The following is a 16,333-nucleotide window of genomic DNA, read 5'->3' as shown; positions in this document are numbered from 1 at the left end:
CGTGATCGTCGTCGTCGGTGAGTCCCTGGTCGACATCGTCGACCGGCAGGACGGCCAGGAGCCCGACGAGCAGGTCGGTGGCGGCCCGCTCAACATCGCCGTCGGGCTGGCGCGGCTCGACCAGCCGGCGCTGCTGATCACCCAGACGGCCCGCGACGCCCGCGGCGAGCGGATCCAGCAACGGCTGCACGACAACGAGGTCGAGGTGGTCGTCGCCCCGACCGCCTCGGGCCGCACGAGCACGGCGACGGCGCTGGTCGACGCCAGCGGCGCCGCCAGCTACGACTTCGACCTGGAGTGGACCCTGCCGCACCAGGAGCTGCCCGACTGCGACGCGCTCCACGTCGGCTCGCTGGGCACGGCTCTCGACCCGGGCCGCACCAGCGTCTTGGACCTGGTCGAGCAGGCCTACGGCCGCGGCACGTTCCTCAGCTTCGACCCCAACCTGCGTCCCGCCTTCACCGACAGCGCCGAGGCCGCCTGGCGCGACGTGGAGTCGATCGCCGACCGCGCGACCCTGGTGAAGATGAGCGATGAGGACGTCGCGCTGATGCAGCCCGGCGCCGACCCGGCCGACATCGCCCGCATCCTGCTGCAGGGCGAGCGCACCGAGCTGGTCGTCGTCACCCACGGCGCCGGCGGTGCGGTGGGGTACGCCGAGGGCATCGAGGTCGGTGTGCCGACGCCGCAGGTCGACGTCGCGGACACCGTCGGCGCCGGCGACTCCTTCATGTCGGCGCTGCTGGCGATCCTGGCCGACGACGGTGCGCTCTCGACCTACGGGGGCGGCCTGCCCGCCGACGAGGCGGGGCTGCACCGGCTCCTCACCGGCGCGGCGACGGCGGCAGCGGTCACCTGCTCCCGACGCGGCGCGGACCCGCCGCGTCGCTCAGAGCTGCCCGACGGCTGGCCCGCTGAGCAGTGAGCGCGTCGAGCACGACGTCGTGCACCGCCGGGTCGACCGCCATGCCCACGTGGGAGCAGCCGACCTCGACGTGCTCGGCCGCCGGGTCCAGGCAGCTGCGCCAGTCGACGATGCCGTCGCGGCGCGAGAACAGGGCCGTGTAGTCGACCTCGGACGACAGCGGCGCCTGCGTGGCCTCCCAGCTCGCGCGGGCGCAGTCTCCGGCGACGCAGTCACGGGTCATCGTGCCGCCGACGCCGGCACGGGCGAGCCGGGCGAGAAGCCGGGTGTTCCAGCCCAGCAGGTCGTGCACCGCGCCCGGAGCCAGCACCGGGCTGCCCATCGTCACGATCCCCGAGACCAGGTCGGGCCGCTGTGCGGCCAGCCCGCGCGCCATCATCCCGCCGAGGCTGTGGCCGACGATCCTGACGCGGGTCCCGCGGCGCTCGGCGATGGCCTCCAGCCGTGCCTCGAGCCGCTCCGCGGCGAGCATCGTGCAGCCGGAGTTGAGGTGGATGCCCGAGCGGTAGGTGCGCCACCCGTTCTCCCGCAAGAACGCCGAGAGCCGAGCCAGGCTCCAGTCCCCGGCCATGAACCCGGGCACCAGCAGCACCGGCTCGGTGGTGGGCAGCCGACCGGCACGCGCCCAAGCCTGCCCGCTGCGGATCCGGCGGTCGGAGCGGGCGCGCTGGCTCCCCCGGTAGGCCTCGAGCGCGACCGTGCCCTCGCGGCCCAGCGCGCGCAGGCCACGGGGGCCGGCGTACTCGGGCGGACACAGGAACGCGCCGATGGCTGAGGTCACATCGCCGACGGTAGCGTTCACCGGACCCTCATGTGAGGTGAACCACAGCGTCATGCGCGTGTGATGCCCCGCCGCGCGTGCGGTCGAAACCTGGTTCATAGAATCCAGAGCATGAGTGTTGCGGTGTCCGAGGAGCTCTTCGCGCCGATCACGCCCGACGTCGAGCTGTGCTACCAGACCTTCGGCGACCCGACGGCCGAGCCGCTGCTGCTGGTGATGGGCCTGGGCGGCCCGATGATCTGGTGGGACCAGGCGCTGTGCGAGCAGCTGGCCGACCGCGGCTTCTACGTCATCCGCTACGACAACCGCGACACCGGTCGCAGCACCCGGCTCCCCGGGCGCGTCACCCGCTCGATGCTGGTACGCGCCTTCGTGGGCCTCAAGGTGAGTCCGCCGTACCGGATGGCCGACCTGGCCGCCGACGGCTTCGCGCTGCTCGACCACCTCGGCATCGAGCGGGCCCACATCGTCGGGGTCTCGATGGGCGGCATGATCGTGCAGACGATGGCGCTGAGCCATCCCGAGCGAGTACGCAGCCTGACCTCGATCATGTCGACCACCGGCCGCCGCTCGGTGGGCTGGCAGGACCCCAAGCTGCTGCCGGTGCTGATCGGCCCGCAGCGCGCCGGCCGCGACGCCTACCTGGCCGGCGCGGCCCGCATGGGCCGCCTGATCGGCTCGCCGGGCTACCCCGAGGACGCCGAGGCGGCGGCGCTGCGCGCCGGGCTGACCTTCGACCGGGGCCTGTCGGGCAGCGGCGTGCTGCGCCAGATGCTGGCCATCTTGACCCAGCCCGACCGCACCCAGGCGCTGCGCTCGCTGAGCGTCCCCACCCTGGTCGTGCACGGCGACCGCGACCGGATGGTGCACCCCTCCGGCGGCCGCGCCACCGCCACCGCCGTCCCCGGCGCCGAGCTGCTGCTGGTCAAGGGCATGGGCCACGACCTGCCGCCGGCCCTGTTCGACACCTTCGTCGGCGCGATCCGGGCGAACGCCGACCGCGCCGCGTAGCGGCGAAGTGGTGACGGGTACCTACTGAAACTCTCGTCATCGACCGTTTCTGGAGCCGATCCACAGGGGTTTTGCCGGGTACCCGGCAAAACCCCCGCCGACCGTTACGCCGAGAGCCGCTCGCCGGACTCCGTGTCGAAGACGTGCACGCTCTGGGGGTCGGTCGAGACGTGGATCGTCTCGCCCTTCTGCACCGAGTTGCGGTGGCTGACCCGGATGATGACGTTGCCGGGGGTGCCCTCGACGTCGCAGGTGCCGTAGACGAACTCGTCGGCGCCGAGCTGCTCGACGACGGTGACCTGCACCGGCAGGCCGCCCTCCTCGGCGGTCACGACGCGCCAGGCCTCGGGACGGACACCGACGGTGATCCGGCCCTGCATCTTCTTGGCCGCCTCGGGGTCGACCGGCACCAGGTACTGGCCGATCTTGGCCTGTCCCTCGGCCGCGGTGGCCTCGAGCAGGTTCATCTGCGGTGAGCCGATGAAGCCGGCCACGAAGAGGTTGGCCGGCTTGTCGTAGAGGTTCAGCGGGGTGTCGACCTGCTGCAGGATGCCGAGCTTCATCACCGCGACGCGGTCGCCCATCGTCATCGCCTCGACCTGGTCGTGGGTGACGTAGACGGTGGTGACGCCCAGGTCGGCCTGCAGCTTGGCGATGTCGGTGCGGGTCTGCACCCGCATCTTGGCGTCGAGGTTCGACAGCGGCTCGTCCATGCAGAACACCTGCGGGTTGCGCACGATCGCGCGGCCCATCGCCACGCGCTGCCGCTGGCCGCCCGAGAGCGCCTTCGGCTTGCGCTCGAGGTACTCCTCGAGCCCCAGGATCCGGGCCGCCTCGTCGACGCGCTTCTTGCGCTCGTCGGCGGGCATCTTCGCCATCTTCAACGAGAACGCCATGTTGTCGGCCACGCTCATGTGCGGGTACAGCGCGTAGTTCTGGAAGACCATCGCGATGTCGCGGTCCTTCGGCGAGAGCGAGGTGACGTCCTTGTCACCGATGAAGATCTTCCCGTCGTTGACCTCCTCCAGCCCCGCGAGCATCCGCAGGGTGGTGGACTTCCCGCACCCGGAGGGGCCAACGAGCACCATGAACTCGCCGTCCTTGATCTCCAGGTCGATGCCCGGCACGGCCGGGCTGTCGGCGCCGGGGTACCAGCGCTGTGCCTTCTGGAAACTGACTCCAGCCATCTTCTTCTCCTTCACCGGCAGGTACGTGCCGGACGATCCGTCGTAAAGGTGAGCGACCTCACACTAGCCATCGTGCCCGGAACCGCACCAGAGGCTGATGAAAGGTTTCAGCAGCCGGTGACGCTCAGGTGCCCGTCGCCGTCCCAGGCCACCGCCATGGGCGCGACGATCCCGCCCACGAAACAGCCGTCGTCACCGGCGTTGCGGAAGGCCATCACGCCCCAGCCGTCGGAGCTCGTGGGGACCAGCTTCGCGACGTAGTACCGCTCGTCGAGCAACCGCCGCGCGCCCGCGAGGTCGACACGCGCGCCGGGGCCCTCGACCTCGACGTACCAGCAGCCGCCGTCCCCCGGTGCTGCGCCGACGATCTCCCCGGCCAGGCAGCTGAAGACCATCACCCAGCGCCCCGCCACGCAGGCCAGCTGCATCACCTCGAGCTGCTCGAAGAGCCCCGACGGCTCCGAGAGCGGCGGTTCCACCCGCCAGTGCCGCAGGTCGCTCGACGTCGCGTGACCGACGACGCCGCGACCCGGCGCGGTGCCGCGGGCCCGGGCCGTCACGTACATGTGCCACAGCCCCTCGTCGTCGGCCACCACCCACGGGTCGCGCCAGTGCTCGTCGGGCCAGGTGCCGTCCTCGAGCGTCTCGTACCAGCGCGGGTCGGCCTGCAGGGTCCAGCCGGTGGGCACCCAGGCGACCAGGTCGTCCGAGCACGCCAGCGCCACCCGCTGACGCAGTCCGGCCTCGGCGCGCGAGAGCCCGCTGTGGAACGTCCACCACCGACCGTCGTGGCGCACCACGCTGCCCGTCCACACCGCCAGGTCGTACCCGCTGCCGGACCATCCGGCCGGCAGAACCTGGCCCAGCGAGCGCCACGAGACCAGGTCGCTGGAGACCGCGTGGCCCACCGTGGCGTGGGTGTGCCGCAGCTCGGGGTCGCCCAGCGAGCGGGGTGCCTGCAGGTGGAACAGGTGCCAGGTCGCCTCGTCGCGGGCGAGCCAGAAGTCCCAGACGTACTGGTCGGGCAGGTCGAACATCGGCTCGTCGGTCTCAGCTGGTGGAGAGGTGCCGCGACCGACGGGCGTGCGAGCCGGCCACGGACTCCCCGTCGAGCATCGGCATCGGCACGTGGACGACGTCGGGCACCCGGTCGGGGTCGAGCAGGATGTCGACCGCGCGGGCGCCCATGTCGTTGAAGGGCAGGGCGATCGAGCTCACCCGGGGCTGCAGCCAGCCGGCCAGCTCCGAGCCGTCGAACGACACGATCGAGACGTCGGCCGGGATCCACAGCCCAGCCTCCTGGACCGCCTGGTAGGTGCCCATCGCGACGCGGTCGTTGAGGCAGACGAAGGAGGTAGGACGGGTGCCGGCGGCCAGGGACCCCTTCACTGTGGCGAACGCCTCCCGTACGTCCCAGCGGCACCGCAGCGTGCCCGCGACCTCGACCCCGGCCTGGCCGAGCACCTGCGCCATCCCCTGCCGGCGCAGCCCGTCGGCCAGAGCCCCCGGCGTGGCGTCCTCGCCGACGACGAAGAGCGCGTCGGCACGTCCCGCGGTGACCAGCGTCGAGGCGGCGAGCCGACCCGCCCCCACCTCGTCGGGCACGACGCTGGGCAGCCGGCGCTCGCGATCGACGCAGTTGAGCAGCACCACCGGCAGCGTGCGCAGCGCGTCGGGCACGTCGACCTCGAGCAGGGTGCGCGTGGCGTAGAGGAAGCCGTCGACCTGGCGGTCGATCAGCTCCTCGACCAGGTCGCGCTCGAGCTGCCGGTCGCCCTCGGTCTCGCCGATGACCACGAGGTGGTGCCGCGCCCGGGCCGCTGCCGCCGCGCCGGAGAGCATGAGGCTGGAGTAGGAGCCCGAGGCGACGTGGTCGGAGATGACGCCCAGGGTCGCGGTGCGCGACGTCCTCAGGCTGCGGGCGTTGCGGTTGGGCCGGTAGGACAGGCGCGTCACCGCGTCGCGCACGCGCTGCTCGGCGTCGTCGGAGATCCGCATCTCGCGCGCCCGGTCGTTGAGCACGTAGGAGGCCGTGGTGAGCGAGACGCCAGCCGAGGCCGCGACGTCGGCCAACGTCACCCGGGGCCGCTTCACCGGTCTGGACATCTCGGGCCTCCTGAGCTCACCACCTCGCGCGTGCGCAGGTCGCCGCACGCGCGTCGGATCGTCGCCCACTCCCACGGCCACATGTCCAGAGCGTTACGAAGACGTTGCTTGACAGTCCCGAGAGGCGCAGCGAGGATCGGCGCTGATTCGTTTCAGTTGTGATGTCTACCACAACGAGGCGGGTCGCCATAGGGGCGGAACCCACGAAGGAGCACACATGCGAGTCGGAACCCTGCCTGGACGCAAGGTCCTGGTCACGGTGGCAGCGGCGGCCCTGGCCTCGACCGGCCTGGCCGCTTGCGGCAGCGGCAGCGGCGGTGGCAACAGCAACACCGTCACCATCTGGTCCAGCATCGACCAGCCGGTCCAGGACGGCCTGAAGAAGAAGCTGGTCTCGGAGCTGAAGGCCGACAACTCCAAGATCACGATCAAGTGGCAGAAGGTCGAGAACATCAACCAGCTGATCATCACCAAGATCCAGGCCGGCGACACTCCCGACATCGCCCTGGTCCCGCAGCCGGGTGTGGTCTCACAAATGAAGAGCCTCGGCGCGGTCAAGCCGCTGGACGGCGTGGTGAGCAAGGACGAGCTGAGCTCCTACCTGCCGGGCGCGGCCGACTTCTCCAAGTTCGACGGCAAGACCTACGGCCTCATCGTCTCGATGAACATCAAGGGCCTGGTCTTCTACAACAAGCCCTGGTTCACGCAGAAGGGCTACACGGCGCCGACCGACATGGCCGGCTTGGTCACCTTGGCCGACAAGATCAAGTCCGACGGCACCGCGCCGTGGTGCTTCGGCATCGAGTCCGACACCGCGACCGGCTGGCCGGCCACGGACTGGATCGAGAACATCCTGGCCAAGCAGAGCGGGGCCGACGTCTACAAGGACTGGGTCACCCACAAGGTCAAGTTCGACTCCGACGACGTCAAGAAGGCCTTCGACACGTTCGACCAGCTGCTGCTGACCGACGGCAACACCTACGGCGGCAGCAAGGCGATCGTCAGCACCAACTTCGCCAACACCGGCAACCCGATGTTCCAGAGCCCGCCGAAGTGCGGCTTGTGGGAGCAGGGCTCGTTCGCGCCCTCCTTCCTGCCCAAGTCCGTGCTGGCCAACCAGGACCAGAACATCGGCGTCTTCGGTCTGCCGCCGGAGTCGGCCGGCGGTGACAACCCGGTCGAGCTGGGCGGTGACTCCATGACGATGCTCAACGACACCGCCAACGTGAAGAAGGTCGTCAAGCTGCTGGCCGCCACCGAGATCGGCGAGGACGCGGCCGGTTCGAGCTCCTTCATCTCCCCGCACAAGGACTTCGACGCCAGCAAGTACCCCAACGAGCTGACCCGCGACATGGTCAAGGTCGCCACCGGCGCCACGACCACGGTGTTCGACGCCTCCGACCAGATGCCCGCCGCCGTCGGCTCGGGCAGCTTCTGGAAGCAGGTGACGGCCTGGATCGCCGGGCAGACCACCGAGGACAAGATGCTCAAGGCCATCGACGACAGCTGGCCCGCGAGCTGACGACACGACGTAGCGGGGGCCGCTCTCCTCGAGCGTGCCCCCGCTGCGCCCCTCCGCCCCACCCCACCCACTCCGTCGGACGTCCGGCATCGGAGGCTGCAGGCGCACATGGTGACCAAAGCACTGACCACGATCATCACGATCATCGTCGGCGTCGGAGCCGCGTTGATCGTCTACTGGATCCTCAACAAGCTCGCCGAGCTGCTGCCCGAGCGTCTCGAGGACCGGATCAAGCCCTACCTCTACATCCTGCCGGCGTTCCTCGGGATCGTGGTCTACCTCGTCTACCCGGCGGTGCTGACGGTCATCAACAGCTTCCGTGGACCGATCTCGCAGAACTGGGTGGGCTTCGCCAACTTCACGACGCTGTTCAAGTCCCACGACTTCCAGCAGACGCTCATCAACACGCTGCTGTGGATCATCATCGTCCCGGCCGTCACCATCGTGATCGGGCTGACCGTCGCCACGCTGTCCGACCGGCTGCGCCCGGGCGCGGAGAAGCTGACCAAGACGATCATCTTCCTACCGATGGCGATCAGCCTCATCGGCGCGGCCACCATCTGGCGCTTCGTCTACGACGCCGAGCCGGCCGGGCAGAACCAGATCGGCCTGCTCAACGCGGTCGGCCAGCTTTTCAACAAGGGCCCGGTCGACTGGCTCTCGACCGACAACTTCCACCTCAACAGCCTGCTGCTGATGGTGATCCTGCTCTGGTCGCAGGTCGGCTTCTCGATGGTGCTGCTCTCGGCCGCGGTCAAGGGCGTGCCGGTCGACACCCTCGAGGCCGCCCGCATCGACGGCGCCAACGAGCGGCAGATCTTCTTCCGGGTCATCGTCCCGCAGATCCGCGGCACCATCGTCACGGTCTTCATCACCGTGACCATCACGGTCATGAAGATCTTCGACGTCGTCTACGTCAACACCAACGGCGGCTTCAACACCAACGTGCTGGGCAACCAGTTCTACAACGAGATCAGCACCAACCTGAACTACGGCGCTGCGTCCGCGATCGTCGTCATCTTGATGATCGCCGTGGCACCGCTCATGTGGTACCAGGTCAGGCACTTCAAGTCGGAGGAGGCGGCCTGATGGCGGCGACGACGCAACCGGTCCCGGCACCGGTCGAGGACACCCAGGCCAAGGTCAAGCGCTCCCCCGCGCACTTCGACCGCAACCCGGCCAAGGCCGGCTGGTTCACCAAGATCACGCTGGCGGTCATCTGCGTGCTGTGGATGATCCCGTTGCTGGGCACGTTCCTGACGTCCTTCCGCAGCCTCGACGACGTGCAGAGCTCGGGGTGGTGGACGCTCTTCACCAAGCCGTCCTCGATCGCGCGGCTCACGTTGTCGAACTACGACAAGGCGATCACCGGCGGCGCCGACATGGGCCGCGACTTCTTCAACAGCCTGGCCATCGCACTGCCGGCGACCTTCATCCCGATCCTCATCGCGGCCTTCGCGGCGTACGCCTTCACGTTCATGGAGTTCTGGGGCCGCGACGTGCTGTTCCTGACCATCGTGAGCATGCTGGTGGTGCCGAACTACGTGGCCTTCGTGCCGATCCTCAAGCTCTACCGCACGCTCGGCATGAACGGCACCTTCGCCGCGGTCTGGCTGGCCCACATCGGCTTCGGCATGTCGCTGGCGATCTACATCCTGCGCAACTACATGGCCACGCTGCCCAAGACGGTCATCGAGTCGGCCAAGATCGACGGCGCCAGCCACTACCAGACCTTCTTCAAGCTGGTGCTCCCGATGTCGGTGCCCGCGCTCGCCTCGTTCGCGATCTTCCAGTTCCTGTGGGTCTGGAACGACCTGCTGGTGGCGCTGGTGTTCATCGGCCCCGGAGACAACGAGCCGGTCACCGTCGGCTTGACGCACCTGAAGACCCAGCTGGGACAGGGCTGGGAGCTCACCACGGCCGGCGGCTTCGTGACGATGATCTTGCCGTTGGTGGTCTTCCTCGCGCTGCAGCGGTTCTTCGTGCGCGGCCTCACCGCCGGAGCCGTCAAGGGCTGATGCTCCTCGGCCACCCCGACGGCACCACGCTCGAGCTGGTCCTCGACGACGACGGCTTCCCCGTCGTCGTCGGGGTCGGCACGGGCGCCGGCCCCTCGGGCACTCACCCGCGTTCTGGCACACCCTGGCTCGCCGAGCACGCCCGGGGCCGCTACGGGCTGCCCCACCTGCGCGGCAGCCGGGCCGGCGGCCGCGACTGGTCCACCCGGTTCGAGTGCCGCGACCTCGCGCTCGACGACCAGCGGTTGCTCCTCGACCTCGTCGACGACGCCGCGGGCCTGGGGCTGCGCAGCGAGGCCGAGACGCTGCCCGGTGGCGGGCTGCGGCTGCGGCACGCGCTGACCAACACCGGCGACGACGACTACCGGCTCGACGCGCTGGAGGTGGCGCTCCCGGTGGCCGACCACCTCACCGAGGTGCTGGACCTGACCGGTCGCCACGAGCACGAGCGGCACCCGCAGCGCCACACGCTCACCGACGGCCTGTGGCTGCGCGAGAGCCGCGGCGGCCGACCGGGGCTAGGAAGCGCCACCCTGGTCGCGCTGGGCACGCCCGGCTTCGGCTTCACCCACGGCGAGGTGGTCGTCGCGCACGTGGCCTGGAGCGGCAGCTCCGTGCTGCGCGTCGAGCGGGGCCCCGCCGAGCAGGCGAGTCTGGGCGGCGGCGAGCTGCTGCTGCCCGGAGAGGTCACGCTGCGCCCGGGTGAGGAGTACACGACGCCGTGGGTGCACGTCGTCGCCTCGAGCGAGGGGCTCGACGGGGTCGCGGCCGCCTTCCACGCCCACGAGCGCTCGCTGGCCGCCCACCCGGTGAGCCAGCCCGTGGTGCTCAACGTCTGGGAGGCGGTGTTCTTCGACCACGACCAGGCACGGCTTCGCGCCATCGCCGAGCGGGCGGCGCAGGTCGGGGTCGAGCGCTTCGTGCTCGACGACGGCTGGTTCCGCGGCCGCCGCGACGACACCCGCGGGCTGGGCGACTGGGAGGTCGACCCGGACGTGTGGCCCGACGGGCTGACCCCGCTGGTCGACCACGTGCACGGGCTCGGCATGGAGTTCGGGCTCTGGTTCGAGCCGGAGATGGTCAACCCCGACTCCGACCTCTTCCGCGCCCACCCCGAGTGGGTGCTCGGCAGCGGCGGCCGGCTGCCGCTGGAGCACCGCCACCAGCAGGTGCTCGACCTCACCGTGCCGCAGGCGTACGCCCACGTGCTGGGCCAGGTCGACGCCGTGCTGTCGGCCTACCCCGTGGACTACGTGAAGTGGGACCACAACCGCGATCTCCTCGAGGCCGGCAGCCACGCCCGCAGCGGAGCCCCCGTGGTGCACGAGCAGACGCTGGCGTTCTACCGGCTCCTCGACGAGCTGCGCGCCCGGCACCCGGATGTCGCCTGGGAGTCGTGCGCCTCAGGCGGCGGGCGGATCGACCTGGGGGTGCTGAGCAGGGTCCAACGGGTCTGGACCTCGGACATGACCGACGCCCTGGCCCGCCAGCACATCCAGCGCTGGACCGCCCAGCTGGTGGCGCCGGAGTACCTGGGCGCCCACGTGTCCGCGCCCACCTCCCACACCACCGGTCGCACGCTGAGCCTGGACTTCCGTGCGGCCACGGCGTTCTTCGGGGCGTTCGGGATCGAGTGGGACCTCACCGAGGCGACACCGGAGGACCTGGCCTCGCTCGAGACGTGGGTCTCGCTGTTCCGCGAGCACCGGCCCCTGCTGCACGGCGGGCGGGTCGTGCGCCCGGAGTCGCCCGACCCCGCCGTGCTGCTGCACGGGGTCGTCGCGGCCGACCGCAGCGAGGCGATCCTCGCGCACGTGCAGCTCGACGAGAGCGCCCACAACCGCGGGGTCCGGGTGCGCGTGCCCGGGCTCGACCCCGACGCCGACTACGCCCTGACCTGGCTCGGCCCGACCGACCTCCGCCACGTCTCGATGTCGGCGCCGCTGCCCGAGGCCGGCCCCACCGCCGGTGTCGAGGTGAGCGGTGCGACGCTGCGCGCCACCGGCTTCTGGGTGCCCCGCCGCCGGCCGGAGACGGTGACGTTGGTCAGGGCCGTTCGGGAAGGAGCAGGCGGTTGCGGGCGATGACGTCGCTCAGCCAGTGCGCGGAGTCCTTCGGCGTGCGCACCAGGGTGTCGAAGTCCACGTGCACCAGACCGAACCGCATCTCATAGCCCCAGGCCCACTCGAAGTTGTCCAAGAAGGTCCAGGCGACGTAGCCGCGAACGTCGGCACCGGCGTCGACGGCGTCGAGCACGGCGCCGAGGTGGTCGCGCAGGTAGTCGATCCGGTGCCCGTCGCGCACCCGGTGCTCGGCGTCGACGACGTCGTGGCCGGCGATGCCGTTCTCGGTGACCACCAGCGGCACCCGGTACTCACGATGCACGTCGGTCAGCAGCTCGGTCAGCGCCGAGGGCTGCACCGGCCACGCCATGACGGTCTGCGGCAGCTCGGGCATCCTCACCCGGAACGCCGTGCGGCTGCCCGGCCACGGGTCGTCGTTGGGCGTGGCACTGACGCGACCCGGTGAGTAGTAGTTCACCCCGAGGAAGTCCAGCGGCACGCAGCACTCGGCCTCGTCGCCGTCGCGCACGAACGACCAGTCGGTCAGCCGAGCGGTCTCCTCGAAGACGGCGTCGTCGTAGCGGCCGCGCAGCATCGGGCCCAAGAACACGTCGTTGGAGAGCACGCGCGCATGCTCGGCCGCGTCGCGGTCGGCCTGCTCGTCGGAGGCGGCCACTACGTGCTGCAGGTTAAGCGTCACCGAGAGCCGCGCACTGGCCGGCACGACGCTGCGCAGCGCCGCGGCCGCGCGACCGTGCGCCAGGTTGAGGTGGTGGGCCACCGGATAGGCCAGTGCAGGGTCGCGCAGCCCGGGTGCGTGCTCGCCCGTGGCGTGGCCGAGGTAGGCGGTGCACCACGGCTCGTTGAGCGTGGTGAGGGTGCCTACGCGGTCACCGAGCTCCTTGCCCACCAGCGTGGCGTAGTCGGCGAACCGGTCGACGGTCTCGCGCGAGCGCCAACCGCCGACGTCCTCCAGGGCCTGCGGCAGGTCCCAGTGGTAGAGCGTGAGCATCGGCTCGATCCCGCGGTCGAGCAGTCCGTCGACCAGGCGGGCGTAGAAGTCGAGGCCGTCCTGGTTGAGGGTGCGGCCGTCGGGCATCACCCGCGGCCAGGCCACCGAGAACCGGTAGGCCGGCATCGCGAGCTCGGCGAGCAGGTCGAGGTCGCGGTCGAGCCGGTGGTAGTGGTCGCAGGCCACGTCCCCGGTGTCGCCGCGGGTGATGGCTCCGGGGGTGTGGCTGAAGGTGTCCCAGATGCTCGGCCCGCGGCCGCCCTCGTGGACACCGCCCTCGATCTGGTACGCCGCCGTGCCCATGCCCCACTCGAAGCCCTCGGGGAACCTGCGGGTAGTCATCCCTTGACCGCTCCTTGCATGATGCCGCCGACGATCTGGCGGCCGAGGATGGCGAACACGATGAGCACCGGGACGGTGCCGTAGAGGGTGCCGGCCATGATCACCGACTGCTGAGGTGCGTAACCGGTGGCCAGGCTCTGGAACGCCACCTGCACGGTGGGGTTCTGGGAGCTGAGCACGATGATCGGCCAGAAGAAGTCGTTCCAGCTCATCAAGAACGTGAGCATGGCCAGCACCGCCATGGCCGGCCGCACCGCCGGCACCACCACCGACAAGAACACCCGGAACGGTCCGGCGCCGTCCATGTAGGCGGCCTCGACCAGCTCGTCGGGCACCGCCGAGGCGATGTACTGGCGCATGAAGAAGACACCGAACGCGGTCACCAGCGTCGGCAGGATGACCGCCCCGAGGTGGCCGGCCAGACCGAGCCGGCTCATCAGCATGTACAGCGGGATGACGCCCATCTGCATCGGCACCATCATCGTGCCCACACACACCGCCAGCAGCAGATTCGCACCGCGGAAGCGCAGCTTGGCGAACGCGAACCCGGCCAGCGTGCACAGCGAGACGGTGCCCGCGGTGATAGCCGTGCACACGATGAGCGAGTTGAGCAGGCCGTGGTTGAGCGGGGCCAGGCTCAGCGCGGTCCTCATGTTGCTGAAGAAGTCCAACGTAGGCAGGAACGGCGGCGTCTTCGCGGCCATCTCGGCGTTGGTGTGCGAGGCCATGACGACCGTGTAGTAGAGCGGCAGCACCGAGACCAGCGTGACCGCGATGATGACGACGTAGGTCCACGGCCCGGCCTGCAGCTGCCGGCCGCCGGCCTCCCGGTTGCGCTGGGCCCGACGCGTGCGCACCGGCCGGACGCCGACCTCGGCACTCGACTCCGCGATCGTGGTCATCGCAGCTCTCCCCTCGTACGCCACCGGGCGACCAGCAGGTTCGAGACCACCGCAAGCAGGATGATGACGAACATCGTCCAGGCGGTGGCCGAGGCGAGCCCGAGCCGGTCGTTGGTCCAGCCCTGCTGGTACATCAGCAGGCCGAGCGTCTGGTACTGCCCCTGCGTGCCGCCGTCGGGCATGCCGTTGTGGTAGAGCAGCGGCTCGCCGAAGATCTGCGCGGCGCCGATGGTCGAGACCACGATGGTGAACAAGATGGTGGGTCGCAGCCCGGGCAGCGTCACGTGCAGGAACTGGCGCCACTTGCCGGCGCCGTCCACCGCCGCCGCGTCGTAGAGGTCGGCGTCGATCGACTGCATGCCCGCCAGGTAGATCAGCGCGTTGTAGCCGGTCCAGCGCCAGGTGATGATCGTCGAGATCGCTACCTGGGCGGGCCAGCGGGATCCCTGCCAGTCGACCTCGGGCAGGTGCACCAGGTGCAGCGCCCAGTTGACCAGCCCGAGCCGGGAGTCGAAGAGCTCGAGGAAGATCACGGTGGCCGCCGCCAGGCTGGTGGCGTACGGCATCAGGATCGCCACGCGGAAGAAGGTGCGACCGCGCAGCCGGTAGTTGAGCAGGTGGGCGATGCCGAGCGCCATCACCAGCTGCGGCACCGTGGAGATCACGCCGATCGTCAAGGTGTTGGCGAAGGCGTTCCAGAAGAAGGAGCTGGTGAACAGCTCGCGGTAGTTGGCCAGCCCGACCCAGCTCTGCTGCTGGTAGGTGGACAGCCGCACGTCGTGCAGCGACACCCACGCGGTGTCGAGCCAGGGGTAGAGGCTGAACGCGCCGAAGACGAGGAAGAACGGCAGGACGAAGACGTAGCCGATCCGCGCGCCGGGGAGCTTGCCCTGACCCCGCCTCCGACCCCGGCCGCGGGGCCGGAGGCGAGGGGTGTCCTCCGGTCCCGCGGCGCGGTCGTCCGCCAGGCCGAGCTCCTGGGTGGACTCGAGCACGGTCATGCTCAGCCAGTGATCTGCTTGACCGCGGCCAGCGCGTCGGTCCAGGCCTTGTCGGGCGAGGTGCCCTTGGTGGCCACGTTGATCAGCTCCTTGGTCATCGCGGCCTGGATCTGGGTGTCGTAGAGACCGATCGGCGGGATCTTCATCTCACTGGCGATCTTGCCGAAGATCTGGCCCGAGGGCGCGTCGTTGAAGTAGCTGTTGGTCGCCTGGCTGACCGCCGGGTCGGCCGCCGCCTGAGAGTTCGACGGGAAGTGCCCGCCCTGCTTCTTCGAGGTCCACATCGCCACCTGCTGCTGCTTGGCCGAGAGCCACTCGACGAAGGCGATGGCCGCCGCCTTGTGCTGGGCCTTGGTCGGCACCCCGAGCCACGACCCACCCCAGTTGGTGGCCCCGCCGGGCAGTACCGGCGCGATGTCCCACGTGCCGGAGGCGTCGTCGCCGGCCTGGCCCTGGATGTAGCCCATCATCCAGGTCGGGCAGGCCAGCGTGGCGAACGCGCCGCCCGCGAAGGCCTTGTTCCAGGCCGGGGAGAACTGCTCGAGCCCGGCGGTGTACTTGTCCGCCGCAGCCTCGGTGGCCAGCTTCCAGGCGTTCTGCACGCCGTCGCTGCTCTCGACGTCGGGGCTGCCATCGTCCTTCGCGTAGGCCGTGGTGCCCTGGTAGACCGCCGTGGAGAACACGCTGGCCGGGCTGTCGAGGAACGCCGAGCCGGCCTGCTTCGACGTCGAGTCCGCGTACTGCTTGGCGGAAGCGAAGAAGCCGTCCCAGGTGCTCCACTGCTGGGCGAGCGTGGTCGGGTCGGAGGGCAGTCCGGCCTTCTCCAGCAGGTCCTTGCGGTAGCACATCGCCTCGGGGCCGATGTCGGTGCCGAGGCCGACGGTGGTGGTGCCCGAGGAGTTGCTGGCCTGCTGCCACTTCCAGGGGTAGAACTCCGCCTTGAGGTCGGCGGCCTGGGGCACGTCGTTCCAGTTCACGAACTGCGAGGCGTGGTTCTTGACCACGTCGGCGACGAAACCGATCTCGATGGCCTGCACGTCGTCGAGACCGCTGCCGCTGGCCAGCCGGGTCTTCAGCCGCGTCCAGTAGTCGGCCGACTGCTCCACCACGTCCTGCTTGATGGTGATGTTGGGGCAGCGCTTCTCGTAGGCGTCGTAGAGCCCGTTCTCCTTGTACCCGAAGGTGCCGAAGAGCCCGACGGTCAGCGTGGTCTTGTCGGTGGTGCCGCACTTGCCCGAGCCCGCGCCGCCGTTGGCCTCGCTCCCCGAGGAGGAGCCGCAGCCGGCGAGGGCGAGTGCGGCCACGCTGAGGGTGGCCACGACGGTGGCCGTCCGCCGGAGCGGGTGGGTGGGTGCTGGTCGCGCCATCGGTCCTCCTGGTCGGTGCGTGAGAGCGCTCTCACGAGTGCCTGAACTATGAGTGACGCCGGTCACGCTGTCAACCAGCAGCGCATCGGTGCAGGT

General features: G+C 70.1%; 14 protein-coding genes. 6 read left to right on the top strand and 8 right to left on the bottom strand.

Annotated elements, in window-relative coordinates:
* The first annotated feature begins 1 nt into the window (after position 1).
* The gene (locus tag D9V37_RS02175) at positions 2 to 925 is read left to right on the top strand and encodes a carbohydrate kinase family protein (RefSeq protein ID WP_121804466.1); all 924 of its coding nucleotides are present in this window, start codon (positions 2 to 4) and stop codon (positions 923 to 925) included.
* On the opposite strand, the gene D9V37_RS02170 is transcribed toward D9V37_RS02175, so the two are convergent.
* The gene (locus tag D9V37_RS02170; RefSeq protein WP_158604348.1) at positions 852 to 1,706 is read right to left on the bottom strand and encodes an alpha/beta fold hydrolase; all 855 of its coding nucleotides are present in this window, start codon (positions 1,704 to 1,706) and stop codon (positions 852 to 854) included. The genes D9V37_RS02175 and D9V37_RS02170 overlap by 74 nt on opposite strands.
* 111 nt (positions 1,707 to 1,817) lie before the next feature.
* On the opposite strand from D9V37_RS02170, the gene D9V37_RS02165 reads away from it, so the two are divergent.
* On the top strand, positions 1,818 to 2,717 hold the full coding sequence (locus D9V37_RS02165) for an alpha/beta fold hydrolase (protein ID WP_121804464.1): 900 nt from the start codon (positions 1,818 to 1,820) through the stop codon (positions 2,715 to 2,717).
* A 104-nt stretch (positions 2,718 to 2,821) separates the two neighbouring features.
* Here the strand turns inward: D9V37_RS02165 and D9V37_RS02160 are convergent, their stop codons facing one another.
* The 3 genes from D9V37_RS02160 to D9V37_RS02150 form a co-directional block, all read right to left on the bottom strand.
* The gene (locus tag D9V37_RS02160) at positions 2,822 to 3,904 is read right to left on the bottom strand and encodes an ABC transporter ATP-binding protein (protein ID WP_121804922.1); all 1,083 of its coding nucleotides are present in this window, start codon (positions 3,902 to 3,904) and stop codon (positions 2,822 to 2,824) included.
* A 107-nt stretch (positions 3,905 to 4,011) separates the two neighbouring features.
* Entirely contained in the window at positions 4,012 to 4,941 is a 930-nt protein-coding gene (locus D9V37_RS02155) for a glycoside hydrolase family protein (RefSeq protein WP_121804463.1), read from the bottom strand.
* Positions 4,942 to 4,954: 13 nt separating this feature from the next.
* On the bottom strand, positions 4,955 to 6,010 hold the full coding sequence (locus D9V37_RS02150) for a LacI family DNA-binding transcriptional regulator (protein ID WP_198412318.1): 1,056 nt from the start codon (positions 6,008 to 6,010) through the stop codon (positions 4,955 to 4,957).
* 217 nt (positions 6,011 to 6,227) lie between these two features.
* On the opposite strand from D9V37_RS02150, the gene D9V37_RS02145 reads away from it, so the two are divergent.
* The 4 genes from D9V37_RS02145 to D9V37_RS02130 all read left to right on the top strand — a co-directional run bounded on the left by D9V37_RS02145 (position 6,228) and on the right by D9V37_RS02130 (position 11,637).
* The gene (locus D9V37_RS02145) at positions 6,228 to 7,532 is read left to right on the top strand and encodes an ABC transporter substrate-binding protein (protein WP_121804462.1); all 1,305 of its coding nucleotides are present in this window, start codon (positions 6,228 to 6,230) and stop codon (positions 7,530 to 7,532) included.
* 111 nt (positions 7,533 to 7,643) lie between these two features.
* Positions 7,644 to 8,621, top strand: a complete 978-nt coding sequence (locus D9V37_RS02140; protein ID WP_232524688.1) for a carbohydrate ABC transporter permease — start codon at positions 7,644 to 7,646, stop codon at positions 8,619 to 8,621.
* Positions 8,621 to 9,550, top strand: a complete 930-nt coding sequence (locus tag D9V37_RS02135) for a carbohydrate ABC transporter permease (RefSeq protein ID WP_121804460.1) — start codon at positions 8,621 to 8,623, stop codon at positions 9,548 to 9,550. Before D9V37_RS02140 ends, D9V37_RS02135 begins: the two co-directional genes overlap by 1 nt.
* Positions 9,550 to 11,637: an alpha-galactosidase gene (locus D9V37_RS02130; protein ID WP_121804459.1), complete on the top strand. Its 2,088-nt coding sequence runs from the start codon at positions 9,550 to 9,552 to the stop codon at positions 11,635 to 11,637. Before D9V37_RS02135 ends, D9V37_RS02130 begins: the two co-directional genes overlap by 1 nt.
* Here D9V37_RS02130 and D9V37_RS02125 read toward each other — a convergent pair.
* Genes D9V37_RS02125 through D9V37_RS02110 form a run of 4 tightly spaced genes read right to left on the bottom strand, consistent with a single transcriptional unit; the run spans position 11,597 to position 16,237 of the window.
* Positions 11,597 to 12,967, bottom strand: a complete 1,371-nt coding sequence (locus D9V37_RS02125) for a GH1 family beta-glucosidase (protein ID WP_121804458.1) — start codon at positions 12,965 to 12,967, stop codon at positions 11,597 to 11,599. The genes D9V37_RS02130 and D9V37_RS02125 overlap by 41 nt on opposite strands.
* Positions 12,964 to 13,869, bottom strand: a complete 906-nt coding sequence (locus tag D9V37_RS02120; protein WP_121804457.1) for a carbohydrate ABC transporter permease — start codon at positions 13,867 to 13,869, stop codon at positions 12,964 to 12,966. The genes D9V37_RS02125 and D9V37_RS02120 overlap by 4 nt, the downstream gene beginning before the upstream one ends.
* Positions 13,866 to 14,870, bottom strand: a complete 1,005-nt coding sequence (locus D9V37_RS02115) for a carbohydrate ABC transporter permease (protein WP_121804456.1) — start codon at positions 14,868 to 14,870, stop codon at positions 13,866 to 13,868. The genes D9V37_RS02120 and D9V37_RS02115 overlap by 4 nt, the downstream gene beginning before the upstream one ends.
* A 2-nt stretch (positions 14,871 to 14,872) precedes the next feature.
* Complete coding sequence (locus tag D9V37_RS02110) at positions 14,873 to 16,237, bottom strand: ABC transporter substrate-binding protein (RefSeq protein WP_121804455.1); 1,365 nt, start codon at positions 16,235 to 16,237, stop codon at positions 14,873 to 14,875.
* Positions 16,238 to 16,333: the final 96 nt, after the last annotated feature.

The sequence above is a fragment of the Nocardioides mangrovicus genome (genome assembly GCF_003674065.1).
Taxonomy (GTDB): domain Bacteria; phylum Actinomycetota; class Actinomycetes; order Propionibacteriales; family Nocardioidaceae; genus Marmoricola; species Marmoricola mangrovicus.
This window is presented reverse-complemented; position numbering and strand designations above follow the sequence as displayed.

What these genes read in the sequence shown, in the direction of transcription:
- D9V37_RS02135 (WP_121804460.1), top strand. Translation starts at nt 8,621, where the DNA reads ATGGCGGCGACGACGCAACCGGTCCCGGCACCGGTCGAGGACACCCAG.
- D9V37_RS02160 (WP_121804922.1), bottom strand. Translation starts at nt 3,904, where the DNA reads ATGGCTGGAGTCAGTTTCCAGAAGGCACAGCGCTGGTACCCCGGCGCC.
- D9V37_RS02130 (WP_121804459.1), top strand. Translation starts at nt 9,550, where the DNA reads ATGCTCCTCGGCCACCCCGACGGCACCACGCTCGAGCTGGTCCTCGAC.
- D9V37_RS02120 (WP_121804457.1), bottom strand. Translation starts at nt 13,869, where the DNA reads ATGACCACGATCGCGGAGTCGAGTGCCGAGGTCGGCGTCCGGCCGGTG.
- D9V37_RS02155 (WP_121804463.1), bottom strand. Translation starts at nt 4,941, where the DNA reads ATGTTCGACCTGCCCGACCAGTACGTCTGGGACTTCTGGCTCGCCCGC.
- D9V37_RS02115 (WP_121804456.1), bottom strand. Translation starts at nt 14,870, where the DNA reads ATGACCGTGCTCGAGTCCACCCAGGAGCTCGGCCTGGCGGACGACCGC.
- D9V37_RS02125 (WP_121804458.1), bottom strand. Translation starts at nt 12,967, where the DNA reads ATGACTACCCGCAGGTTCCCCGAGGGCTTCGAGTGGGGCATGGGCACG.
- D9V37_RS02110 (WP_121804455.1), bottom strand. Translation starts at nt 16,237, where the DNA reads ATGGCGCGACCAGCACCCACCCACCCGCTCCGGCGGACGGCCACCGTC.
- D9V37_RS02150 (WP_198412318.1), bottom strand. Translation starts at nt 6,010, where the DNA reads ATGTCCAGACCGGTGAAGCGGCCCCGGGTGACGTTGGCCGACGTCGCG.
- D9V37_RS02145 (WP_121804462.1), top strand. Translation starts at nt 6,228, where the DNA reads ATGCGAGTCGGAACCCTGCCTGGACGCAAGGTCCTGGTCACGGTGGCA.
- D9V37_RS02165 (WP_121804464.1), top strand. Translation starts at nt 1,818, where the DNA reads ATGAGTGTTGCGGTGTCCGAGGAGCTCTTCGCGCCGATCACGCCCGAC.